19 protein-coding genes and 2 pseudogenes are annotated in these 23,048 nt (G+C 65.0%); 11 read left to right on the forward strand and 10 right to left on the reverse strand.

All coding sequences use genetic code 11. The annotated features are described in order from the left end of the window. Positions 1–25: 25 nt before the first annotated feature. The 3 genes and pseudogenes from ACK5IR_RS06390 to ACK5IR_RS06400 all read right to left on the reverse strand — a co-directional run bounded on the left by ACK5IR_RS06390 (position 26) and on the right by ACK5IR_RS06400 (position 2,794). Positions 26–1,159 (reverse strand): tyrosine-type recombinase/integrase, encoded by a 1,134-nt coding sequence (locus tag ACK5IR_RS06390; protein WP_416927051.1) that lies wholly within the window; start codon positions 1,157–1,159, stop codon positions 26–28. A gap of 271 nt (positions 1,160–1,430) precedes the next feature. Further along, a pseudogene (locus tag ACK5IR_RS06395) lies at positions 1,431–1,663 on the reverse strand (IS5/IS1182 family transposase); the annotation flags it as partial. 138 nt (positions 1,664–1,801) lie between these two features. Beyond that, entirely contained in the window at positions 1,802–2,794 is a 993-nt protein-coding gene (locus tag ACK5IR_RS06400; protein ID WP_416927053.1) for a GlxA family transcriptional regulator, read from the reverse strand. Between the two features lie 58 nt (positions 2,795–2,852). On the opposite strand from ACK5IR_RS06400, the gene ACK5IR_RS06405 reads away from it, so the two are divergent. From ACK5IR_RS06405 to ACK5IR_RS06440, 8 genes are all read left to right on the forward strand, one after another. Beyond that, a complete protein-coding gene (locus ACK5IR_RS06405) occupies positions 2,853–3,740 on the forward strand; it encodes a 3-keto-5-aminohexanoate cleavage protein (protein ID WP_416927055.1) in 888 nt (295 codons plus the stop codon). Positions 3,741–3,783: 43 nt separating this feature from the next. Further along, positions 3,784–5,337, forward strand: coding sequence for an ABC transporter substrate-binding protein (locus tag ACK5IR_RS06410; RefSeq protein WP_416927057.1), 1,554 nt, complete (start codon positions 3,784–3,786; stop codon positions 5,335–5,337). Further along, positions 5,334–6,788 (forward strand): carnitine 3-dehydrogenase, encoded by a 1,455-nt coding sequence (locus ACK5IR_RS06415; RefSeq protein ID WP_416927059.1) that lies wholly within the window; start codon positions 5,334–5,336, stop codon positions 6,786–6,788. The genes ACK5IR_RS06410 and ACK5IR_RS06415 overlap by 4 nt, the downstream gene beginning before the upstream one ends. Continuing rightward, positions 6,785–7,765: an ABC transporter permease gene (locus ACK5IR_RS06420; protein ID WP_416927061.1), complete on the forward strand. Its 981-nt coding sequence runs from the start codon at positions 6,785–6,787 to the stop codon at positions 7,763–7,765. The genes ACK5IR_RS06415 and ACK5IR_RS06420 overlap by 4 nt, the downstream gene beginning before the upstream one ends. 4 nt (positions 7,766–7,769) lie before the next feature. After that, complete coding sequence (locus ACK5IR_RS06425; RefSeq protein WP_416927063.1) at positions 7,770–8,588, forward strand: ABC transporter permease; 819 nt, start codon at positions 7,770–7,772, stop codon at positions 8,586–8,588. 4 nt (positions 8,589–8,592) lie between these two features. Continuing rightward, positions 8,593–10,197, forward strand: coding sequence for an ABC transporter ATP-binding protein (locus ACK5IR_RS06430; protein ID WP_416927065.1), 1,605 nt, complete (start codon positions 8,593–8,595; stop codon positions 10,195–10,197). Next, complete coding sequence (locus tag ACK5IR_RS06435; protein ID WP_416927067.1) at positions 10,194–11,069, forward strand: alpha/beta hydrolase; 876 nt, start codon at positions 10,194–10,196, stop codon at positions 11,067–11,069. Before ACK5IR_RS06430 ends, ACK5IR_RS06435 begins: the two co-directional genes overlap by 4 nt. A 191-nt stretch (positions 11,070–11,260) precedes the next feature. Next, a complete protein-coding gene (locus ACK5IR_RS06440; RefSeq protein WP_416927069.1) occupies positions 11,261–12,016 on the forward strand; it encodes a winged helix-turn-helix domain-containing protein in 756 nt (251 codons plus the stop codon). Here the strand turns inward: ACK5IR_RS06440 and ACK5IR_RS06445 are convergent. Together ACK5IR_RS06445 and ACK5IR_RS06450 are read right to left on the reverse strand one after the other, a co-directional pair. Further along, positions 11,992–13,140 carry a sensor histidine kinase gene (locus ACK5IR_RS06445; RefSeq protein ID WP_416927071.1) on the reverse strand — a complete coding sequence of 383 codons (1,149 nt, stop codon included), beginning with the start codon at positions 13,138–13,140 and terminating at the stop codon, positions 11,992–11,994. The two genes, ACK5IR_RS06440 and ACK5IR_RS06445, sit on opposite strands and share 25 nt — an antisense overlap. Continuing rightward, entirely contained in the window at positions 13,137–15,806 is a 2,670-nt protein-coding gene (locus ACK5IR_RS06450) for an ATP-binding protein (RefSeq protein ID WP_416927073.1), read from the reverse strand. Before ACK5IR_RS06450 ends, ACK5IR_RS06445 begins: the two co-directional genes overlap by 4 nt. Positions 15,807–16,061: 255 nt before the next feature. On the opposite strand from ACK5IR_RS06450, the pseudogene fmdA reads away from it, so the two are divergent. The 3 genes and pseudogenes from fmdA to ACK5IR_RS06465 all read left to right on the forward strand — a co-directional run bounded on the left by fmdA (position 16,062) and on the right by ACK5IR_RS06465 (position 18,173). Beyond that, positions 16,062–17,288, forward strand: a pseudogene (gene fmdA, locus ACK5IR_RS06455) (formamidase). Between the two features lie 64 nt (positions 17,289–17,352). Next, entirely contained in the window at positions 17,353–17,865 is a 513-nt protein-coding gene (locus tag ACK5IR_RS06460) for an AmiS/UreI family transporter (protein WP_416927075.1), read from the forward strand. Between the two features lie 11 nt (positions 17,866–17,876). Continuing rightward, positions 17,877–18,173 (forward strand): hypothetical protein, encoded by a 297-nt coding sequence (locus ACK5IR_RS06465; RefSeq protein ID WP_416927077.1) that lies wholly within the window; start codon positions 17,877–17,879, stop codon positions 18,171–18,173. Positions 18,174–18,326: 153 nt separating this feature from the next. On the opposite strand, the gene ACK5IR_RS06470 is transcribed toward ACK5IR_RS06465, so the two are convergent. From ACK5IR_RS06470 to ACK5IR_RS06490, 5 genes are read right to left on the reverse strand one after another with little or no spacing between them, the layout of a single operon-like run. Then, entirely contained in the window at positions 18,327–19,592 is a 1,266-nt protein-coding gene (locus ACK5IR_RS06470; RefSeq protein ID WP_416927079.1) for a RuBisCO large subunit C-terminal-like domain-containing protein, read from the reverse strand. Between the two features lie 2 nt (positions 19,593–19,594). Next, positions 19,595–20,134: a VOC family protein gene (locus ACK5IR_RS06475; RefSeq protein ID WP_416927081.1), complete on the reverse strand. Its 540-nt coding sequence runs from the start codon at positions 20,132–20,134 to the stop codon at positions 19,595–19,597. 7 nt (positions 20,135–20,141) lie between these two features. After that, complete coding sequence (locus ACK5IR_RS06480) at positions 20,142–21,419, reverse strand: TRAP transporter large permease (RefSeq protein ID WP_416927083.1); 1,278 nt, start codon at positions 21,417–21,419, stop codon at positions 20,142–20,144. Then, on the reverse strand, positions 21,416–21,952 hold the full coding sequence (locus ACK5IR_RS06485) for a TRAP transporter small permease (protein ID WP_416927085.1): 537 nt from the start codon (positions 21,950–21,952) through the stop codon (positions 21,416–21,418). The genes ACK5IR_RS06480 and ACK5IR_RS06485 overlap by 4 nt, the downstream gene beginning before the upstream one ends. Then, complete coding sequence (locus tag ACK5IR_RS06490; protein ID WP_416927087.1) at positions 21,952–22,968, reverse strand: TRAP transporter substrate-binding protein; 1,017 nt, start codon at positions 22,966–22,968, stop codon at positions 21,952–21,954. Before ACK5IR_RS06490 ends, ACK5IR_RS06485 begins: the two co-directional genes overlap by 1 nt. Positions 22,969–23,048 lie beyond the last annotated feature (80 nt).

Consider the following 23,048-nt stretch of genomic DNA (forward strand, 5'->3'; position numbering starts at 1 on the left):
TCCCCTGAGCGCGAACGCTGACGCTTCACAGGCCTGCGGCTCTGGTGAGATTCACGCGGAAGCGATCACGGCGGCGCTGGTATTTTCGGGTCATTTCGGCGGAGGCGTGTCCGAGGTGTTTCTGGACGTGCCGCTCGTCGACTTCGGCGTGGGTTGCCAGCCCGGCGCGCAGCGAGTGACCGGAAAAGAGGGCGCGGCGCTCGGCCTCGGGCAGGTCCGGGCGCAGGCCGGCGGCGAGCACGGTGCGCTTGATCAGTTCGGCGACGTGGCGGTCGTTGAGGCGGGCGGGCAGGGCGCGCCGGCCATCGCGCGAGACACGGGTGAAGAGGGGGCCGAAGTCGATCCTGGCGAAGTCGAGCCAGCGTTCGAGGGCATGGACCGGGCAGGATATCTCCGCAGAGCCGCGGCCGATCTCGACCTCGCGCCAGCCGGTCTTGCCGTCGAGGGTGAGGAGCAGACCGCCGTCGAGGATGTCGATCCAGCCGGTGCCGTCGGGCGTGTCGTCGCGTCCGAAGTCGAGCCCGGTGATCTCGGAGCGGCGCAGCCCGCCGGCGAAGCCGACGAGCAGGATCGCACGGTCGCGCAGGCCGCGCAGGTCGAAGGGCAGGGTGGCGGTCATGGCGAGGATGTCGCCGGCCGAGAGCGCCTCCTTCTGCAGCGGCGGGCGGGCGTGTTTGCGGCGGATGCCGGCCAGCACGCTGGCGATGTGGCGGTCGCTGCGGTCGAGGGTGAGGCCGCGCTGGCGGTAGCCCCAGACCAGCCCGGAGAGCCGGCGCTCGATGGTGGCGACGGTGAGGGTGGGGCGGGGGGGCCTGCCGCCGGCGGCCGGCGGGGGTGCGGCGCAATCGGCGATGTAGAGCCCGGCCAGTTCGGGGCAGGGGGGCAGGGGATCGGCGCCGCGCCGGCGGCACCAGCGGGTGAAATGGGCCCAGTCGGCGGCATAGGCCCTGAGCGTGTTCTCCGAAGCGGCGGCGCGGGCATAGTCGCGCGCCGTGCCCGCCAACCGGTCGAGGCCGCCCGAACCGGCGATCGTGCCGGCGACCGTGTCAGAAACAGGGGCGGAGAGGGCGCCCACGCCGGGTGGGTTCCCGTTGTCTGGAGCACCGCTGTCTGGAGCACCGCCCGCTGCCGTCACGTCCCTGCCGTTCTCCGCTGCCATCGTCGCTCCCGATCCGCCGCCTTGCCGCCGCTTCTGCCATCTTTCCACAGCCTGTCATCTTGCTTCCGATAAGGCAAACTTATCGGAGGCAAGGGCCGGCGTACAGTGACGGCGGATGAAAGGGATTTCGCCGCTCGAAAGCGCCGCCATGAATAGGCTCGCAGGATGACCTTCGTTCGCAAGACCATTATCGAAGACCCGAGAACATACCTCGGGTGGCTCTGTTGCGCAAATCGGCTGACAGCCGAGATTCCCCTTTCCCCGGACAGACTTATCCTGCGACCGGAATGCCCAGAGCGGTACAGCCGTTCAGGACGGCGACGCGGACCTGGATTTCCCCGCCTGCCGGTTGAAGCCCCTTGCCGTCAGCGATAGGCTGGTAGCTTCATGCGACTCATCCGCCTCCGACACGGCTTCGGCGGTAATATTCGCTCCATCGTCGCCATATGGCACGCGCCAGGTATCGCGATGCCTGACGGCTTCGTTTCGGGCGATGGCCCTTGGGGGGCAGGGCCGGGCGCCGAAGCCGGGGACCCTAAGGCGCGCGTGAGGGTCGCCCTGCCGGATAGACGCCGAGAAACTGATGCGGGGCCAGCGCGATCAATCCGACGCCTGCGAGCACGAACGCGAGGGGCGTTCTGGTTACGCGACGTTATTCCGGATGATGCTCTCCCGAACGGTCTCGCCGTATACCTGACGATAGGCGCGTGCGAGGGTCGAGGCGCCGGAATACCCGGTACGGGACGCTATTTCTTCCAGAGACAGGTCGGTTTCCTGCCCCAGCGCGCGGGCGTGGGACAAGCGGATGTGGCGATAGTATTCGCCCGAAGATACCCCAAGATGGGCGTGGAACAACCGGTTCATGCTCCGCAGGGACAGTGCCGCGCGCTCTGCGATGCGCGACAGTGCCAGCGGTCGCTCTGCGGTTTCGCGCATCGCGCGAACCGCACGTTGCAATGACAGGGGGAGGGCCCGGTTGGTCATCCGGCTGGGCAACTGCCATTCGACCGGATCTGAGCTCCGGCCCATGACGCGGCCGAACATGTTGGCGACATCGAAGCGCAACGCTTCTCCCGAATGGGCGCTGATCAGATCCAGAGACCAACTCAGAACGCTTTGCGCACCACCACAGGTCACGACATTCCCGTCGACAACGTATGGGTCGGAGACAACGTTGACCTCGGGAAATGCCTCGGCCATCGCGTCCCGCTCCATCCAGTGGATGGTGGAGCGCCGTCCCGCCAGAAGCCCCATCCGGCCCAGCAGCCACGCCCCCGTGTCGAACCCGCCGATCAGCGGAAGACCACGCGCCTTCTTGAGAACGCTCTGCGCCGAGTCGCGCCGCAGATGGTCGCGCATACCGTAGCCGGAGACAAGGATCAGGGCATCCGTTGCACCGACACGCACAAGCGGCAGATCGATCGCCAGGGAAAGCCCGGATGAACTCATCACAGGCCCTCCGTCCAGCGAGCAGACCTGCCACGAGAAGAGCCGCCTGGCCGACAGGTCACGGGCAGCACGAAGCGGCTCGATGGCGCTGGCCAGCACCATGTTCGAGAAGCCGTCGAACGGCAGGAAGGTCAGATGCAGAGGTAATTTTGGCAGCATAGGCAAATAATATGGCAGTATCGGCACATCAATACAATCCGAATGCTGCCACGCTGCTCGGGTCGGGAAACTGCGGGAGACATGGATGAACCGCGACGTCTTCATCACCTGTGCGGTCACGGGATCGGGACAGAGCCACAGGAAATCGGCACTGGTGCCCGTCACACCGGAGCAGATCGCCGATGCCTGTATCGAAGCGGCAAGGGCCGGGGCGGCGATTGCGCATGTTCATGTGCGCAACCCGGAAACCGGCGCACCGTCGCGCGATCCGTCGCTTTATCGCGAGGTGGTCGAGCGGGTACGCGCGTCGGACGTCGATGTGGTTCTGAACCTGACGGCGGGCATGGGTGGAGACATCGTGCTCGGTTCGGCCGAGGCGCCGCTGCCGCTGTCGCCGCAATCGGATATCGTCGGCGCCTCCGAACGGCTGGTTCATGTCGAGGAACTGCTGCCCGAGATCTGCACGCTGGATTGCGGCACGATGAACTTTGCCGAAGCCGACTACGTGATGACCAACACCCCCGGCACGCTGCGCGCGATGGCCGCGCGGATCAAGGCGACGGGAGTCCGCCCGGAGATCGAGGTTTTCGATACCGGGCATCTCTGGATGGCGCGGACGCTGGTCGAGGAAGGGCTGGTCGACGATCCGGTACTGATCCAGCTCTGCATGGGCATCCCCTATGGTGCGCCGGCCGACCCGAACAGCCTGATGGCGATGGTCAGCAACATCCCCGATGGCTGGATCTATTCCATGTTCTCGATCGGACGCATGCAGATGCCCTATGTGGCACAGGCGGCGCTTGCGGGCGGCAATGTCCGCGTCGGGCTGGAGGACAATATCTGGCTCGATCGGGGTGTGCCTGCCCGCAACGGCGATCTGGTCGAACGCGCGGCCACGATCCTGACCGCCATGGGCTGCCGCATCATCGGGCCGGCGGAAGTGCGCGATAAACTGAAGCTGACCCGGCGCTGAATCCGGGAGAGCGCAGAAACACGTCAGGGAGATATGAGGTATCATGAATTCTCGTTTTCACATGACCAGGCGCGGCATGCTGGCCGCAACCGGAGGACTGACGGCGGCCGGGCTCTTCCTGCCTCGCGGCGCCCGCGCACAGGAAGCCAGACGCGGCGGGACGCTTCGCATCGGACATCTGGGCGGCGCCACATCGGACAAGCTGGATCCCGCGACCTTCGCCGCAGGGCCGGTGGTCACGGCCATGCTGGCGGTCTGCAACAACCTTGTGGAAATAGACGCCAGCGGTGCCGCCGTGCCCGAACTCGCCGAAAGCTACGAGCCGGATTCCGAGGCTCGCACCTGGACCTTCCGGCTGCGCGACGGTGTCACCTTCTCGGACGGGCGCAAGGTTACGGCGACAGACGTCATCGCCTCCTTCAACCATCACCGGGGCGAGAACACGATCTCGGGGGCCAAGGGCTCGCTGGAACAGGTGAAGGACATCCGCGCAGACGGCGACAACGTCGTGGTATTCGAACTCGGCTCGGGCAATGCCGACTTTGCCTACCTGACCTCCGACTACCACTTCATCATCATGCCCGCCAATGAAGACGGCACGCTCGACTGGCAGTCGGGCATCGGCTCGGGCGGCTATGTGATCGAGAATTTCGAGCCGGGCGTGCGTATCAGCCTCAGGCGCCGCGACGATTACTGGAAGCCGGACCGTGCCTGGTTCGACGAGGCGATCCTGCTTACCATCAACGACGCCACAGCGCGCCAGAACGCGCTGATCACGGGGGAGGTCGATGTCATCAATTCGCCCGATCTTGCCACCCTGCACCTGTTGCAGCGCCGGCCGGGCATCAATCTGGTCGAGGTGACGGGAACCGCCCATTACACCATGCCCATGTTCAGCGATACCGCGCCCTTTGACGATCCCAATGTGCGGCTTGCGCTGAAATACGCCATCGACCGGCAGGAGATCCTGGACAAGGTGCTGCGCGGCCACGGCCAGATCGCCAACGACAGCCCGATAGCCCCCGCGAACCGCTACTATGCCGCCGATCTGCCGCAGCACGGCTACGACCCGGACAGATCCAGATACCACCTGAAGCAGGCCGGCCTGGACAGTTTGAGCGTTGAGATCGCGGCCGCGAACGCAGCCTCGGTCGGGGCGCTCGACATGGTTCAGCTTTATCAGCAATCGGCCATCGCCGCGGGTATCGACCTTCAGGTCAAGCGCGAACCCGACGATGGCTACTGGTCGAATGTCTGGCTCAAGAAGCCCTTCTGCGTCAGCTACTGGAATGGCCGCCCGACCGAGGACGACATGTTCTCCCTCGTCTATGCAAAGGGTGCCGAGTGGAACGAGAGCCACTGGGACAATGCGCGGTTCAACGAGCTTCTGCTGACTGCCCGCGCCGAACTGGACGAGAATCTACGGGCCGAGATGTACCACGAGATGCAGCGCCTCGTCAGCGAGGACGGCGCCACGATCATTCCGATCTTCGTGAACTACATCGACGTGACCAGTGACGGCATCGGCCATGGCGAGGTCGCGTCGAACCGCTTCCTCGATGGCTGGAAGGCGGTTGAACGCTGGTGGAAGGCATGAAAATTGCCGCGATTGGCGGTGGCGTCATTGGTGGCGGCTGGATTGCACGCTTCGTCCTGTCGGGCCATGATGTTGTGGTTCACGACCCCCACCCGGAGGCGGCGCGCATCGTGGGTGAGGTACTCGCCAATGCCGCACGCGCGTGGGAGAAGCTCTTTCAGGCGCCGCTGCCCCGGCCCGGGCAGATCCGTTGGGCGGGCTCGATTGAAGAGGCGGTCGTGGATGCCGCCTATGTTCAGGAAAGTGTTCCGGAGCGGCTCGATCTGAAACGCCGGATCCTTGCCAGAATCGAAGCCGCAGCACCCGCAGCAGCCATCATCGGTTCGTCCACCTCCGGCTTCCGGCCGTCCCAACTGCGCGACGGTGCCATGCACCCCGAGCGCATTCTCGTCGCGCATCCGTTCAATCCCGTCTATCTTCTGCCTGTGGTTGAACTCGTCGGTGGCGGTGCAGAGGCGGAACGTGCGGCGGAGATCCTGACCGGCGTCGGCATGAAGCCGGTACAGATCGCCCGCGAGATCGATGCCCATATCGGCGACCGGCTTCTGGAAGCGGTCTGGCGCGAGGCGCTGTGGCTGGTCAGGGATGGCGTCGCCACGACGGAAGAAATCGATGATATCATCCGCTTCGGCTTCGGCCTCCGCTGGGCGCAGATGGGTCTGTTCGAAACCTACCGGATTGCAGGGGGCGAGGCGGGAATGCGCCACTTCCTCGGTCAGTTCGGCCCGGCGCTGAAATGGCCGTGGACAAGGCTGACGGACGTTCCCGACCTCGACGATGCGCTGATCGATCGCATCGCGGCGCAGTCGGATTCGCAATCGGGCATGCATACCATCCGCGAACTGGAGCGTATCCGCGACGACAATCTGGTGGGGATCTTTCACGCGCTCAAGGCGAGCGACTGGGGCGTGGGCAGGACCGTGCGTGCGCAAGAGGATACATTCTACGCCCGCGCACCCGTGCCGGTGGCCGGGTATCCGTTACGTCTTCATCGGGCGCGGGTTACCGGCGGCTGGGTAGACTACAATGGTCACATGACCGAATTCCGTTATCTGCAGGTCATGGGCGACGCGACGGATGCGTTTCTGATTCATGTTGGCCTGAATGTGGCCTACCGCGCCGGGGGTTTCTCGGCCTATACGGCCGAGACGCACATCCGGCATCTTGCGGAGGTGAACGCCGACGAACTGCTGACCGTCGAGACGCGGCTGCTGGGGTATGATGCGAAACGCTTCCGGCTGCATCATTCGATCCGGCGCGAGGACGGCTCGGAGGCGGCCACGGGCGAGCACATGCTGCTGCATGTCGACACCGCCGTGGGCCGTGCGGTACCGATGCCCGCCGCAATCATGGAGGCGCTCGACCGGGTGGCCGGTCAGGAGACCGAGCCCTTCCCGGAACATGCCGGAAAGGGCCTGCGCGACATCCGCCGGATGGAAACAACCACATGACCGTATCGGTCACGTCGCCTCGAAACGCCATTTTGCGCATGATCGTCGCGCGACTTGGGCTTGGGCTGATCACGCTGTTTCTCGTCTCGGTTCTGATATTCATGGTCGTCAGCCTTCTGCCCGGCGATATCGCCCAGCAACTCCTCGGCCAGTCCGCCACGCCCGAGACCGTGGCGGCGCTGCGGCGTGAACTGGGGCTCGATCAGCCGCTGGTCCTTCGTTACCTCGGCTGGGTAAAGGGTGTGCTGAGCGGCGATTTCGGCAACTCGCTCGCCAATGGCCGACCGGTGGGCGACCTGCTGGCCGCACGCCTTGGCAATACGCTGTTCCTGGCCACCTATGCAGGTGCCATCGCCGTGCCGCTCGCCGTTGGACTGGGATTGTTGGCCGCTCTCTGGCGCGGGACATGGTTTGACCGTATCGCAAACGTGGCGACGCTGTCGGCTATCTCGTTTCCCGAGTTCTTCATCGCCTATATCCTGATGTTCTGGCTGTCGGTGCGGATGGGCTGGTTCCCCTCGATCGCCGATCCGGGCGCCTCGCCTGGGTTCGGGCAGATGCTGTTCCGCGCCTTCCTGCCTGCGATCACGCTGGTTCTGGTGGTCACGGCGCACATGATGCGAATGACGCGCGCCGCCGTGGTCAACGTGCTGGGCGCGCCCTATGTGACGATGGCACGGCTCAAGGGTGCATCGCGCTGGCGGGTGGTCACCAGACATGCGCTGCCAAACGCGCTGGCGCCGATCGTCAACGTCGTGGCACTGAACATCGCGTGGCTGATCACCGGCGTGGTCATCGTCGAGGTGGTTTTCGTCTATCCGGGCCTCGGCCAGTTGATGGTCGACAGCGTGAGCAACCGCGATATTCCGGTGGTGCAGGCCTGCGCGCTGATCTTTGCCGCCGTCTACATCCTGCTGAACCTTTCGGCCGATGTCCTTGCGATCGCCACCAACCCGCGATTGCTGCATCCGAGGTGACCCGATGATGCGGATGCTGAAAACCATGCCGCAGACCGCCATTCTGGGCGTCGTTGTCATTATTGCCTACGCCATGACGGCGATTTTCGCGCCACTGCTCGCCCCCTACGGACAGGCCGAGATCGTCGGCGCCCAGTTCGAGCCCTGGGGTGCGGCCTATCCGCTCGGCACCGATACGCTGGGGCGGGACATGCTGTCGCGATTGATCTGGGGGGCGCGGAATACCGTCGCGGTCGCTCTGGTCACGACAGTGCTTGCCTTTGGCATTGGCGCCATCGGCGGGCTTCTGGCGGCCGCGCTCAGCGGCTGGGTGGATCTTACCCTGTCGCGGCTGGTCGACGTATTGATGGCGGTACCGTCACTGATTCTGACGCTGCTTGCGCTGTCCGCGCTCGGCCCGGGGGTAATCAATCTCGTCCTCGTGGTTGCGGTCCTCGATTCGACACGCGTTTTCCGGCTGGTGCGCGCCACGGCCATGAACGTCATGGTGATGGACTATGTCGAGGCCGCACAGCTTCGTGGCGAAGGAACGTGGTGGATCCTCACGCGCGAGGTGCTTCCCAACATTTCCGCTCCGTTGATCGCCGAGTTCGGGCTGCGCTTCTGCTTCGTTTTCCTGGCAATCTCGGCGCTGTCGTTCCTCGGGCTCGGCCTGCCGCCGCCGATGGCTGACTGGGGGTCCATGGTGCGCGACAACGCGGCGCTGATCACTTTTGGCGACGTTACACCTCTGCTGCCTGCCGCCTGCATCGCAGTGCTCACCGTCGCGGTGAATTTCGTGATCGACTGGATGCTGCACCGTGCCTCGGGTCTGAAGGATTGAATGCATGCTGCTGAACGTGGAAAAACTCAGGATCGAGGCGCGGGGAGAAGAGGGCTGGAAGCCAATCCTCCACGGTGTCGACCTGCAGGTTGCACGCGGCGAGGTTGTCGGGCTGATCGGTGAATCGGGCGCGGGAAAATCGACACTGGGCCTTGCCGCGCTGGGGTTCGTGCAGGGTGGCCTGCGCTTTGCCGGTGGCCGCGTTCTGTTCGACGGCACAGACCTGTTGCGTCTTTCCGAACGTCGGCGGCGGGCGCTCCGCGGTCGCCGCGTGGCCTATGTCGCTCAGTCGGCGGCAGCCAGCTTCAACCCGGCGTGGCGCCTGCTCGACCAGTTCTGCGAAGGCCCGGCGATCCACGGCACAGCGACGCGGGCGGAATCCGAAGCCTTCGCGCAGCAGCTTTATGCCCACATGCACCTGCCCGACCCGGACCGTTTCGGCCTGCGTTTCCCGCATCAGGTCTCGGGTGGTCAACTGCAGCGCGCGATGGTCGCCATGGCGATGGCCTGCAAACCCGACCTCATCGTCTTCGATGAACCTACGACCGCGCTCGATGTCACCACGCAGATCGGGGTTCTCGCTGCCATCCGTCAGGCGGTCGAGGAGACGGGAACGGCCGGGATCTACATCACCCACGACCTTGCCGTGGTTGCGCAGATGGCCGACCGCATCAAGGTCATGCGTCACGGGCGGGAGGTCGAGGAAGCGCCGACGCGCCGGATGATCGAGGCACCGGCCGAAGATTATACGCGCAGCCTCTGGGCCGTCCGGGAGTTTCGCCGCAATGCCCACCGGCTGCCGGCGGCAAGCGCAGCGACCATCCGGGTCGAGAACGTGACCGCCGGTTATGGCTCCATCGATGTGCTGCATGATGTCAGCTTCGACGTCCCGCATGGTGCAACCGTCGCCGTGGTGGGTGAATCCGGCTCGGGCAAGTCGACGATGGCGCGCGTCATCACCGGCCTTCTGCCCCCGCGCAGGGGCGTCATCGCGTTGAACGGCGCCCCGCTGCCACCGCGTCTGGAACAGCGGACGCGGGAACAGAAGCGTGCGGTGCAGATGATCTACCAGATGGCCGACACGGCGCTGAACCCGCGCCAGACCATCCGCCAGATCCTGTCGCGGCCGCTGAAGTTCTATCTCGGCCTTTCCGGCCGCAGTTGCGAGGTGCGACTGTGTGAACTGATGGAGCAGGTCGAACTGGACCCCGCCCTTTTTCTCGACCGTCTGCCCGGCGAACTTTCCGGCGGGCAGAAACAGCGCATCGGAATCGCCCGCGCCCTTGCAGCCGATCCCGCCTTCATCATCTGCGACGAGGTAACAAGCGCGCTGGACCAGATCGTGGCCGAAGGCATCCTGCGGCTGCTGAGCCGGCTTCAGGATGCAACCGGCGTTTCGTACATGTTCATCACCCACGATATCGCCACCGTCCGCGCCATCGCCGATCAGGTTGTGGTCATGCGCGGCGGGCGTGTGATGGACTACGGAACCACGGCCGAGGCGATGGATCCGCCGCGTAACGATTACACGCGCGAATTGCTGCGCTCGGTTCCGCAAATGGACCCGGATTGGCTGACCCGGCGCATCGCAGAGGGAGTAGCGTCATGATCCGCGACCCGGAGGTGCTCGACTTCATCGCCCGGAGCGAGGCCGCTTATCCGGCCGGGTCCAACGGCGCCCCGATTGCGTACAACCGCCGTGCCTACGACGAGATGTGCGCGGTGTTCCGCGCGCCTCGACCCCCATCGCTGGTGGTGGAGGATCGCGATATCGGTGGCGTGCCCTGCCGCATCTACGGTGCGCAAACGCCGGTGGCGGTGGTCTATTTCCACGGCGGGGGTTTTGTGGTCGGCGGGCTCGACAGCCACGATGATGTCTGTGCCGAACTTGCGGATGCGACGGGGCTGCAGGTGGTTTCGGTGGATTACCGGCTGGCGCCGGAACACCGCTGGCCAGCGCAGATGGACGATGCTTGCGCGGTGTGGGCAGCGCTCGGCCGGCCCGCAATTGTGGTGGGCGATAGCGCAGGCGGCATGCTGGCCGCCGCCCTGTGCCTTGCATCGCGTGGAAATCACCAGCCGCTTGGTCAGGTGCTGATCTATCCCGGGCTCGGCGGAGACGGCACAGCCCCCTCCTATCGCGAGAATGCGGAAGCGCCGATGCTGCGCACCGACGATCTGGGGGCCTATCAGCTGGCACTGCATGGCGACGCGCCGGTGACCGACCCTCTCGCCCGACCGCTTCAGGTACCCGATCTGTCCGGCGCCGCCCCCGCCTTCGTCGTGACGGCGGATGTCGACCCCCTGCGCGACGACGGCGTCCGCTATGTCCAGCGGCTTGCCGAATCCGGCGTCGCGGCTGTTCTCCGGAACGAACCCGAACTTCCCCACGGATTCCTGCGCGCCCGCAGGTCGTGTGACCGCGCCAGAAGGAGCTTTCTCGCCATCGCGGCATCCGTCGCAGGCTTTGCGGCCAGTTGACCCGACAGCAGAGGTGCCGTGCCAGCCCGTCTGTTTGGCAGGCTGCCGAAAAGCCCACGCTCGGCGCGGTTTGTGCAACACGAGCCGCTCACTTGGGCAGGCCCATTCAAGGCCCGCACTATCCTGCCTGTGCAGGTTGTGGCGGGTTTGCTATCATTCTGCCCGGTACAGCAGGCGAGGTTTACGGTGTCATGCAACGCGCCGAAGCGAGACAGAGCGCCGGATCCGGCACCGACGAGCGGCCACCCAGGCTCCTGTTTGTCGAGGACGACGGCAAGCTTGGCGATTTTCTGGTGCGCTACTTCACCGACGAAGGCTATGATGTGCGGCTGGCGCGTAGCGGCCCCGAGATGCGCATCGAGCTGGAACCCGGGGAGGTCGATCTGGTGATCCTCGACATTGGGCTTCCGGGGCGCGACGACGGCTATTCGCTGGCGCGGGAACTGAAGCGAACGGGCGATCCCGGCATCCTGTTTCTTTCGGCGCGGCAAGAGGCGCTGGATCGGATTATCGGGCTGGAAATCGGGGCCGATGATTTTATTGTCAAACCGTTCGAGCCGCGCGAGTTGCTGGCCCGCATCCGCGCGGTGCTGCGCCGTCTTCGGGGCGACCGCCGTGGCGCACCGAACGACGCGCAGCACTGCCTGAAGTTCGGAAACTGGCGGTTGGATCTCGATGCGCGGCTTCTGCGCGATGCCGGCGGCCGCATCCAGGAACTGACGACGCAGGAATTCAACCTGCTCAGTGCGCTGGCACAGCGACCGGGCCGTGTGTTGAGTCGCGATCAGCTGCTTGATCTGACGGTCAGCCGGCACTGGTCGCCCTATGACCGTTCGGTCGATGTGATGATCGCCAAGATCCGGCGCAAGATTGGCGATACCGACCCCGTCCGCCGCCGCATCCATACCATTCGCGGCGCAGGCTACATGTTCTCGCCCGAGCCCTGACCCCCTCCGCTTTCGCGGAAGCCGAGACAGGGCAGGTCGAGTACGGCGCGCGCGCCGCTACCAGCAGCGTTTTCAATGCGGAACTGTCCGCCAAGCTGCAATGCCATGTGCTGAATCACCGACAGGCCCAGCCCCGTTCCGTCGGATTTCGTGCTGAACATCGGTTCCAGCGCCCGTTGCAGCCCCTGGGCAGAAAAGCCGGGACCATTGTCGCTGACGCTCAGCCGCGCGTAAAGACCGCCAAGCCCGACCACCTCCAGCCGGATCGTGACCTGTCCGCGCCCGCCGGTCGCGTCGCGCGCATTGATCAGAAGGTTCACCACGGCGGTTTCGATCTGGCCGAAATCGGCGGGAGCGAGGACTGCGGTTTCCGGCAGATCCAGCTGCAACGTCATGTCCGCGCAGAGCGTGCGCCGTAGCATCGTCGTGGCGGCGGCGACAGGTCTGCGCAGGTCGATCGCTTCGATGTTCGGGCCGCGACTTCGCGCAAACTCCATCAGGTTGGATACCAGATCGGAGGCTGTCGCCGCGGCCTCCCGCGCATCGCCCAGATAAGGGCGCAACCGATCGTCCGCAGGCATCCGGTCCGCGATAACGGCCAGATTGGCCTGGATGACTGCCAGCATGTTCCTGAAGTCATGCGACAGGCCCGTCGCCAGCTGCGACGCCGCCTCGATCTGTCGCAGCAGTGCAAGCTGGGTCTGCGCCTGCAGTTTCTCCCGGCGCAGGTCCGTCATCAGGTAGCACCGCTCCAGCACCTGCAACAATTCGTCCAGAAAGAAGGGCTTGCGAAGATAGTCGTAGGCCCCGGCTTTCAGCGCAGCCACCGCGCTGTCAACGGTCGCATAGGCGGTCATGATGATCAGCACCATCTCTGGCCGGCGGACGCGCAGTTCCCGTGCCAGTTCGGTCCCGTCTCCGTCGCCCAGCCGGATATCCAGCAGCACGACCTCGCATTCGCAGGTCGCGGCCATCGCCAATGCCTCGGCTCGTCCGTGCACGATCGCGCAGTCCACCCCTTCGAGGGCCAGCGCGCGCGAGGTCGAGACCGTGAAGTCGACGTCGTCGTCGACAATCAGCAATTGGCGGCGCGGGGCGGTTTCGGTATGCGCACCGGTGCTCATTGCACCTCCGCAAGGCTGAGGCGCATGATCGTGCCTCCCGCGCCGGTGCGTTCGACCCAGGCATCGCCGCCGTGCATCTGCGCCACGCGGCGCACCAGCGTCAGCCCCAGACCGACACCCGTCGCCTTGGTGGTTACCAGCGGGTCGAAAGCGCGCGCGCGGATCTCGGGCGACAGGCCGGGCCCGTTATCCTCGACCTCGATGATGCAACGCCCGGTTTCGCGAAAGGCGCGCAAAGACAGGTGCGGCGGAATGCCGTTGCGAGTGGCGGATTCGGCGGCCTGCCAGCCATTCTCGACAAGATTGCGAATGGCGAACTGCAGCCGCGCCGGATCGCAGCGCAGCCGCATGTCCGGGGTCACCGCCAGCGTGATCGCCTCCCGCGCCGGATGCTCGTCGATCAGCGACGCAAGCCAGTCACGCAGATCGACCGGTACCGTCTCGTGGGCGCCCTGCCGGGTAAAATCCAGCAGGATGTCGATGATCCGGCTACAGCGCCCGATGCTGCGCCGGATGCGGGCAACATCCTCTTCGACCTCGGGGCCGAGACCGGGCGCGCGCGACAGCACCTCGACCGAGCTCGAGATCGTGCCCAGCGGGTTGCGCAATTCGTGGCTTACGGTCGCGGCGACCTCGCCTACGGCGGCGAGGCGCTGGCGAACCGCCAGCTCGCGTTGGGTCGTACCCAACCGGCGCAGCGCATCCAGAAGATCCTCTTCGGTCAGGCGGCGGCGTTCGTTGGCCATCACCGCCCAGGATGCGAACAGCGCCACCAGCGGCGCGGACCCCAATAACAGTGTCATGGCAAGAGCGCGATTGTCCGGGTGGACGACAATTTGCCTAGCGCCCAGCGAGATCGCGCCAATGGCCAGCATCGTCCCCAGAAACACCGCCACAATCTGCCATACCCGTCGCCCCAGCCGCGGCGACACCCTGTGCAACCGTACCGCACCCGCCACCGGGGCCAGCGTACCGGCATCACCCTCGGGCGCGCGCTTGCAATAGTCGCGGCAATGCGACTCCAGACTGCAGCACAGCGAACAGATAGGGCGTTCGTAGAATGTGCAATAAGCCATGTCGCGGGTCTCGTAGCCGTGGCTGCAGATCGCGCATTCGCAACGGTCGCGGCGGGTAAAGACATGGGCCGGGCGCGCAAGATAACCGGCACCGCCGCGCACCAGTCCGATCAGGCACGCAGCGACCAGCGACAGCACAAAGGCGATGGGTGCCGACCACGCCTGCGCCGGAGCGCCCCCGGCGCCAAAATAGAGCGCCAGCCCGACGAGTCCGCCAACCGCCATGCCGCCACAGCCGATGGGGTTGAAATCGGGCAGGTAGGCGCGCTTGAACTCGATCCGTGTCGGGCTGATGCCAAGGGGTTTCAGGATCGCCAGATCGCAAAACAGCGCCCCGAGCCATGCCATCGCCAGGTTGGCATAAATCGCCAGCACCGCTTCGAGCGTGGCAAAGACCCCCATCAGCATCAGCGCGCAACTGATGGCGATATGCCACCATAGCCAGATCAGCCGCCCCGGATGATAGCGGGTGAGACGCAGAAAGAAATTGGACTGCGCCAGCGATCCCGCATAGGCGTTGGTCACGTTGATCTTGATCTGGGCAATCAGCACATAGATTGTCGCCACCAGAAGTGCCGCCTGCGGACCCAGCAGATATTCATAGGCGTGACGAAACATGCCGATCGGTTCTACCGCCATGTCCGGCGCCATCCCGGCACCGATAGCCAGCCAGGCCAGAAAGCTGCCCATCAGGATCTTGGTTCCTCCGATCAGGATCCAGCCCGGCCCCGCCAGGATCAGCGCACCCCACCAGCGCAGCCGCGTGGTGGTGGCCCTCGGCGGCAGAAAGCGCAGGTAATCGACCTGCTCGCCGATCTGCAGGGTCAGGGCGCACAACACCCCGATGGCCGCCCCCAGCGAGAGCACATCGAGCTCTGGCCCGGGTGCCGCCAGCCAATGCCGCGCTGCCCCCGGATCGCTCAGTGCGATGGCGACAAAGGGTAAAAGCCCGAGCACGATCCATGGCAGTTGCGTCGCCCGCTGAAACCGGGAAATGACCGTCATGCCCCGCGACGCGATCGGCAGGATCACCAATGCGGACAGCAGATAGCCCACGGGCAGCGGCAGCCCGAAAGCCATCAGAAGCGCCTGACCGATGATCACCCCTTCGAGCGCGAAAAAGATGATCGTGTAGCTGGCATAGATCAGCGAGGTGATCGCCGAGCCGATATAGCCGAAGCCCGCGCCGCGTGTCAGCAGATCCATGTCCACATGGGCGCGCGCAGCGTGATAGGCAATGGGCAGGCTGGTCACGAAAATGAAGACCGACGCCAGCAGCACCGCCACCACCGTGGTCTGAATGCCCCAGGACAGCGTCAGCGCCGCCCCGATCGCCTCCAGCGCCAGAAACGAAATTCCGCCGATTGCGGTATGGGCAATGGTGGCCGTATTCCAGCGCCGATAAGAGGCCGGGGCGTAGCGCAGCGCGTAATCCTCGATCGTTTCATCCGCGACCCATGACTGATAGCTGCGCGGCGCAGGCTCCAGCCCCGGAAAATTGCCCCCGGTTTCGCGATCCTTCTCGCCGCCCTGCGGCACCGGCGCCCGGCTGGCAAGGCCGGACGGCGCGACCGCCCCGCTTGTGTTCATTTCCTCCCCCCGCCGAACATTCCGCTTCACGGACCGCCGGTCTTGTGACGTTCAGCCTAGCGCGCTTTTTTCGGTCTGTGAATTGCCATCCCTCGGTTGGCCGACAAGAGCTTTCCGGGTTCGGTTACAAAAAATTACAAAACGCGCCGTTTGCGAACGCATCCCGGTTACACGGCACGCGCAGGCTTGTGACGGGCGCGACCGCCCCCTGTCAGGCTGTCAGGCGGCGCGATCCCCGGACACAGGGAGGACACGATGTCGAAGACTGTTTTCAAGGTCGATCTGAACAAGGCGCCAGAAGATGCGGCGATCAAGACGCATAACCGCTGGCACCCCGATATCCCGATGGTTGAGACCTTCAAGCCCGGCGAGGTGCTGCGGGTCGAGTGATCTGAGTGGTCGTGCGGCCAGATCGGCGACTACGACAGCGCCAACGATATCCGCGATGTCGATCTGACGCGTGGTCACTTCCTGTCGGGTCCCTTCGGTTTCGAGGGTGCCGAACCGGGCGACCTGCTGGTCGTCGACATTCTGGATATCGGCGCGCTGGAGGATTCCCGCTGGGGATTCAACGGGCTTTTCGCCAAGGAAAACGGCGGCGGCTTTCTGACCGAACACTACCCCGATGCAACAAAGTCGATCTGGGATTTCGAGGGGATCTATACGACCTCGCGCCATATCCCGGGCGTGCGCTATCCGGGGCTGATCCATCCCGGCCTTATCGGCTGCCTGCCCGATCATAAATTGCTGGCCGAGGCGAACCGGCGCGAGGCGGCACTGATTGCCACCGATCCCGACCGGGTACCGCCGCTGGCTGCACCACCGCACGCGGCGACGGCTCTGATGGGACAGATGACGGGGATGGCCGCGCAATCCGCCGCTGCCGAGGCCTGGCGCACCGTGCCACCGCGCGAACATGGCGGCAATTGCGACATCAAGAACCTGTCGCGCGGATCGAAGGTCTATTTCCCGGTCTACGTGAAGGGTGGCGGGCTTTCGATGGGCGATATCCATTTCAGCCAGGGCGATGGCGAGATCACCTTCTGCGGCGCCATCGAAATGGCCGGCTGGATCGAGATCAAGGTCGATATCATCAAGGGCGGCATGTCGAAATACGGCGTCGTCAATCCGATCTTCCGCCCCTCGCCGATTGATCCGCATTTCGACGACTACCTGATCTTCGAAGGCATCTCGGTCGACGAGCACACCGGCGAGCAGTATTATCTGGATGCCCATGTGGCCTATCGCCGGGCCTGCCTGAACGCCATCGAATATCTGAAGAAGTTCGGCTATTCCGGTGAGCAGGCCTACATGATCCTTGGCACCGCTCCGGTCGAGGGCCGCATAGCCGGCATCGTCGATATCCCGAATGTCTGCGCCACGCTGGCCATCCCCACCGGGATCTTCGATTTCGATATCCGTCCCAACGGCGACGGGCCGAAACGCTCGGTTCCGGAAGTAGCCGTTGCGCAAACAAGCTGAGCAAGCCTGTTCCGCGCCCGTCCGGCATGCCGGTATGGGCGCGGGCTGAAAAGGAGGCCAACTCATGTTGCTGGGATTTCTGCTCTTCTATGTCGGCGCGGTGCTTTTTCTGAACGGGCTGTGGCTGATGGGCAAGATCGAGGATCGCGAGATCGTCGTGATCAACGTTGTTTCGGGTCTGGTTGCCGGAGCGGTCGTTCTGCAGGGCGCTTTCGGCACCGGGGCGGACGGAGCCAGTATCCGCGCTGCCGCGCTGACGCTTATGTTCAGCACTACCTATTTCTGGGTCGCCTATAACCGGCTGGTCGCGGTCGACGGGCGGGGTCTGGGCTGGTTCAGCCTGTTTGTGGCCATCACCACCGTACCGGTCTTCCTGCGCGCCATAGCCGCCGCGGCATCCCTGTCCGAAATCTGGCTGGCACTGAACTGGCTGGTCTGGGGCATCCTGTGGTTCATGTATTACCTGCTTCTGGCGCGGGGCCGGCCGATCCTGCCCCAGACCGCCTGGGTCACACTGCTGGCCGGGATATTCACCGGATGGCTCCCGGGCTTTCTGTTGCTCGACGGACTGATGTAGAGGAGAACGCTGTGCCGATCTATGATTTCAACTGTGCCGAACATGGTATCTTCAGCGGGCGGGTCAGCTACGAAACCAGCCGCCACGGCCAGCCCTGTCCCTGCTGCGGTCAGACCGCTTCCGCACTGCCGGCGTTGCCACAGATCAGTACCTTGTCGGGGGCGCTGCGCCGGGCCGAGGCGCGGGCAGAAACCAGCTCCGCCGCGCCCAGGATCGTCAAGCGCGATCATCTGCCCGGTTGCGGGTGCAACATGTGCAGGGTCAAGGCGCCGCCGACTTCCCGCCGCTGGATGCTCGGGCAGTGCTGAAAGCCCGCAATTCAACAGCGCCGCGCAAGGGATGGAGAAAGTGGACCTGATCAGGCTCCGATCTCTCCGGCGGTCGGCGCTCTGACGCCCGTCGGGGGCACATGTCCGACGCTCCGGTGAAATTGTTGCTGACGAAGACGAGGGGTATGCCCATCAGCGTCCGCCGAAGAACGCGAGTGCCGCCGCAAGGCGGGGCCGGGTGCGGGCGCCCGCCTGCAACGACAGCCCGGCTTGCAGCGCCTCATAAGCCTCGTGCAGCGAGGCGACCCCGGCCTCGGGTCCGTCGGGATGGGCAAGGATGCCGCCGCCGCACATGAACATCAGTTCCGGCCCCTGCGCGGCTTTCAGCGTCTGCGGCAGCGTGCCCGCCCACTGGCCCGAGGAAAAGGCCGGCATGACGCGATCGTCCGGTCCGCCATCCGACAGCGGCGCAAGACAGGCGCGGGCGGCGGCCGTCACCTCGTCGGCGGTATCGACGAATTTGCCGCCGATGCCGTGCACATGCATGTGGTCGATGCCGGCCAGGCGATTGAGTGCGTGATAGGGCTGAAAGGCCATGCCAAGCGCCGGATGGCGCGACATGGCGCCAAAGCCGTTGCGGTGGGCATGAATGGTGAGCGGGGTATGGGCGCGCAGGGTCTCCATTCCGGCAAGCCCGCACCAGTTGAGGCTGGCCATGACGCAACTGCCGCCCTCTGCGGTGACCAGATCGGCGTGGCGGCGCATGGCGTCCACCTCATCGGTGATGTTGAAGGCCATCATCACCTGCCGACCCGTGCGTTCCCGCCATTTGCGGATCACCGCCATGACGGCGGGCACGCGCTCGGAAAGCGGTGCGATGTCGGGGTTGGCGCAGACCTCGTCATCCTTGATGAAATCGACGCCCGCCATGCACAGCCGGTCGACAAGTGCTGCGATATCCCCGCTGCGCATCCCGACATTGGGTTTGATGATTGTGCCGAAGATGGGGCGGTCCCTGACGCCGGTTCTGGCGCGCGTTCCGGCGATACCCTGCGCGGGCAGGGCGTAGCGGCGGCGGTATTCAGCCGGGATGGTCAGGCCCTCCAGCTTCAGCCCGGTAATTTCGCCGATATCGTAGAGATTGCCGGAAACCGTTGCCGCCAGCGTCGGCAGGTTCTTTCCGATGTTACCGGGCGGGAAGGCGATCCGGACCCGTGCCCGGCGACAGGGGCCGCCCATTCCCCTGCGATCCAGATAGGCGGAATGCAGCGAAGGGTGCGCAACCGGCTCCTGCTCCTCGACCGTGAGCACCTCGGCGGCGGCGCGCGCGCGCAATTCGTCGGTCTCGCCGGCAACGCGGATGAAGGTGCCGCTGGATTGCTCGCCCGCCATCATCGCGGCGACCTCGGAAGGATCGGCCGGGGTTTCCAGCAGATATTCGGCAAGGATACGGGTCATGGTCAGTCGCCCGACAGGTCCGGAAAGGGCCGCACCGGGTCGCTGCCATCCCAGCCTTTCGCCACATCGCGGATCAGGTCGAACATGCGGCCCTTGGGGCCCATGACCTCGGACAGTTCGATACAGGTACCGGGGTGGTGCTCTTCGGCGAAATAGACGAAGCGCCCATTCCTGCCGACCCAGCCGCTCATCTTCGGGGTGAAGCCGCGGTCCAGCATCATCCGAAGATCGCGGTCGTAGTCGCGGGTCCAGAATGCGACATGCTGCAAGCCGCGCAGGCCCTTTTCCCTGAAGTCGCGATACATCGAGGGCGTGTCGCTGCGGGTCTGGATCAGTTCGACCTGCATCTCGCCCGAATTCGCCAGGGCAACGGAGTTGGTCACCTCGTAGGGATGCCCGTCATAGGTATAATCGCGGATCGGCACGGCGGGATTGTAGAACCAGGGGCCGACGCCCATGGTTTCGGACCAATAGGCCATGCCCGCCTCGATATCGTCGACGACATAGCCAAGCTGGCGGATCGGGCCAAGGAAGGTGCTCATCACGGCCTCACTTCATCAGGGTTTCGGGAAGCCAGGTCGAAAGCTGCGGAACCAGCGTGACAACCAGCAGCGACAGCAGCAGCGGGATGAAGAACGGCATCACCCCGGCGATCACCTGCCCGATCGGCATTCGCGTGATGATCGCGATCATGTACAGGCTCATCCCCACCGGTGGGGTCAGCAGCCCGATCATCAGGTTCAGCACGAAAACGACGCCGAGTTGCAGCGGATCGACGCCCGCCTGCGTCAGTGCCGGGGCGATGATGGGGGCGATGATCAGAATTGCCGCTATGCTTTCCAGCACCATTCCCACGACCAGCAGCAGAATATTCACCAGCAGCAGAAGCAGCAGCGGGTTCTCGGTCAGGCCCAGCATCAGCGCCGAAACCTTCATCGGCACCTGATCGAGCGTCAGTACCCATGCAAACAGGGCGGCGGTCGCCACCACGAACAGGATATTCGCCGTCGCCTCCACGGTTTCGCGCAACGCGCCGAGGATCTCGCGCAGGCCGAGGCTGCGATAGACCAGAACGCCGATCAGAAGCGCATAGGCCACGGTGACGCCGGCGACCTCGGTCGGGCCGAAATAGCCGCTGAGAAGACCGCCGATCAGCAGGACCGGGGCAAACAGCGCCGGCAGCGAGATCAGGAACTTCTTCATCACATCGCCTGCGCCGGGGCTGATGTCGTCACGCGGCAGGCCGCGAAGCCGGGCAATGACCGCAACCTGGATCATCAGGAAGACGGTCAGGAGCAGCGCCGGCACAATGCCCGAGATCAGCAGTTTCACCGCCGAGACATTAGCGACCGAGGCATAGATGATGATCGGAATCGAGGGTGGGAAGATCGGGCCGATGGTTGCCGCGGCCACCGTCAACCCGGCGGCGAAATCCTTGCGATAGCCCTGCCGGGGCATCTCGTCGACCTGGATCTTGCCAAGCGCGCCTATATCGGCGAGCGCGGCGCCCGAGACACCGGAAAAAATCAGTGACACGAAGATGCTGACCTGCGCCACCGCACCCCGGATACGGCCGAAGATCATGCGGACGAGGTCGAACATGTGGGCGGTGACGCCTGTCGCGTTCAGCAGGCTGGCCGCGAGGATGAACAGCGGCACCGCCAGAAGGGGTGAACTGTCGAGCGCGTTCAGGCTGCGCTGCGCCAGCACCGAAACCGGCAGCCCCTGGGTGACGATCACCACCGCCGAGGACAGCCCCAGGCAAACGGCAACCGGTGCGCCAAGCGCCAGGAGCACGGCGAATAGGGCAAGCAGAAGCAGGCTCATGGGCGGGGCACCTGCGGGGCGGCGGCCTCGGTTGCGAAATCACTGTCGGGATCCGCGCCGCGCAGGCCAGCGATCACCCGTTTCAGGGCAACCGCCGCCAGCAGGAGACTGCCGGTCAGTGCCAGCGAATAATAGACCCAGTTGGGCGCGCGCATGGCCGGGGTCAGGAACTTTCCGGCGCGGGGCAAAAAATCGGCAAAGCTCCACAGCAGCAGCGCGGCGAAGGCCAGCGTCGCGAGGTCGCCGACAAGCACCATCCGGCGCCGGGCGGGTGGCGAAGCCGCATCCGGCAGTACCGTTACCGATACCATGACCCCGCGCCCGGCCAGTGCCGGCACGCCCAGAAAGACCAGCCCGATGCCGCAGAATCGCGCCAGTTCGTCCGCCCAGGGCAGGCCGGTCGCGGCAAGGTTGCGCGCCAGTACCTGCAAGACGACAAGCCCGGCCATCAGCGCCAGCAGGACCATACCGGCGGTAATACCCCACCCTGTCAACCGGGACAGAAGGCCCGGCCGGCCTGCACCGGTACGCATCACCCGATCGCCGCGATCTTGGCGTAGAGATCGCCGTACTGGCGGCCAAAACGCTCCTGCACGACGGTGTTGACCGCTTCGCGGAAGGCGTCGATCCGCAGGCCGTCATCTGGTCCGATCACGGTCATGCCGGCCTCGCGCAGTGCCTGCGTCTCGGCTTCTTCATTGTCCAGAATGGCGCTGGTTGCCTTTTCGCGGGTTTGCAGCGCGGCCTCGCGCACGGCATCTTTCTGGGTGTCGCTCATGCCCTGCCAGACATCCTCGTTCATCACCACGACCTCGGCATTGGACATGTGCCCGGTCAGCATCAGATGCGATTGCACGTCGTAAAGCTTGACGTTCAGGATCACGTTCACCGGGTTTTCCTGCCCCTGCACGACACCTGTCGCCAGCGCCGTCGGCACCTCGGACCAGTCGACCGGCACGGCGACAGCGCCCATGCCCTCGACCGCAGCGGTATAGATCGGGAAGGGCACCGCCCGGATCTTCACGCCCGCCAGGTCGGCGGGCGACATCACCGCCTTGTTGCAGGTCAGGTTCCGCTTGCCGAAGTAATGGGCATAGATCACGCGGACATTGGCAGCGGCGATCAGCCCCTCGTTCAGTTCCTGCATGACCGGGCTGTCGACATCGGTAACCTTCATCAGGTGGTCGATATCGCGATACAGATAGGGCGTATCCAGCGCCGCAAAGGGCTCGTGAAGCGACCCGAGCGCGCCGGCCGTGTTATGCGAGAACGCGATGGTACCAAGCGATACCGCCTCGGCGAGTTCCTGCAACTTGCCAAGCTGGCTGGCCGGGAAGACCTGTACCTGGATATCGCCGCCCGAGGTCTGGCCAAGCGCCTCGGCGAACCAGTCGGCCTGTGCGCCGGCTACCGAGACAGGTTCGTTGTTGTGGCCGTAGCGCAGGCTGGTCTGCGCGCGGCCGCGGCGCGGCAGCACGGTCATGGCGGCGGCGCCGGCGCCAAGCGCGATGAAGCCGCGACGGCCGATCGTATCGAAGTGGTTGGTCATGGGTCTCCTCCCTTACCCGAATGACGTTATTTGATGTCTCACTCGCGGCATCTGACGGCCACACCCGAACATCTGTGCTG

Source organism: Tropicimonas sp., from assembly GCF_047971885.1.
GTDB lineage: Bacteria > Pseudomonadota > Alphaproteobacteria > Rhodobacterales > Rhodobacteraceae > Tropicimonas.

Coding starts and splice junctions, on each gene's coding strand:
- ACK5IR_RS06390 (WP_416927051.1), bottom strand. CDS start 1,159: ATGGCAGCGGAGAACGGCAGGGACGTGACGGCAGCGGGCGGTGCTCCA.
- ACK5IR_RS06405 (WP_416927055.1), top strand. CDS start 2,853: ATGAACCGCGACGTCTTCATCACCTGTGCGGTCACGGGATCGGGACAG.
- ACK5IR_RS06410 (WP_416927057.1), top strand. CDS start 3,784: ATGAATTCTCGTTTTCACATGACCAGGCGCGGCATGCTGGCCGCAACC.
- ACK5IR_RS06415 (WP_416927059.1), top strand. CDS start 5,334: ATGAAAATTGCCGCGATTGGCGGTGGCGTCATTGGTGGCGGCTGGATT.
- ACK5IR_RS06420 (WP_416927061.1), top strand. CDS start 6,785: ATGACCGTATCGGTCACGTCGCCTCGAAACGCCATTTTGCGCATGATC.
- ACK5IR_RS06425 (WP_416927063.1), top strand. CDS start 7,770: ATGATGCGGATGCTGAAAACCATGCCGCAGACCGCCATTCTGGGCGTC.
- ACK5IR_RS06430 (WP_416927065.1), top strand. CDS start 8,593: ATGCTGCTGAACGTGGAAAAACTCAGGATCGAGGCGCGGGGAGAAGAG.
- ACK5IR_RS06435 (WP_416927067.1), top strand. CDS start 10,194: ATGATCCGCGACCCGGAGGTGCTCGACTTCATCGCCCGGAGCGAGGCC.
- ACK5IR_RS06440 (WP_416927069.1), top strand. CDS start 11,261: ATGCAACGCGCCGAAGCGAGACAGAGCGCCGGATCCGGCACCGACGAG.
- ACK5IR_RS06445 (WP_416927071.1), bottom strand. CDS start 13,140: ATGAGCACCGGTGCGCATACCGAAACCGCCCCGCGCCGCCAATTGCTG.
- ACK5IR_RS06450 (WP_416927073.1), bottom strand. CDS start 15,806: ATGAACACAAGCGGGGCGGTCGCGCCGTCCGGCCTTGCCAGCCGGGCG.
- ACK5IR_RS06460 (WP_416927075.1), top strand. CDS start 17,353: ATGTTGCTGGGATTTCTGCTCTTCTATGTCGGCGCGGTGCTTTTTCTG.
- ACK5IR_RS06470 (WP_416927079.1), bottom strand. CDS start 19,592: ATGACCCGTATCCTTGCCGAATATCTGCTGGAAACCCCGGCCGATCCT.
- ACK5IR_RS06475 (WP_416927081.1), bottom strand. CDS start 20,134: ATGAGCACCTTCCTTGGCCCGATCCGCCAGCTTGGCTATGTCGTCGAC.
- ACK5IR_RS06480 (WP_416927083.1), bottom strand. CDS start 21,419: ATGAGCCTGCTTCTGCTTGCCCTATTCGCCGTGCTCCTGGCGCTTGGC.
- ACK5IR_RS06485 (WP_416927085.1), bottom strand. CDS start 21,952: ATGCGTACCGGTGCAGGCCGGCCGGGCCTTCTGTCCCGGTTGACAGGG.
- ACK5IR_RS06490 (WP_416927087.1), bottom strand. CDS start 22,968: ATGACCAACCACTTCGATACGATCGGCCGTCGCGGCTTCATCGCGCTT.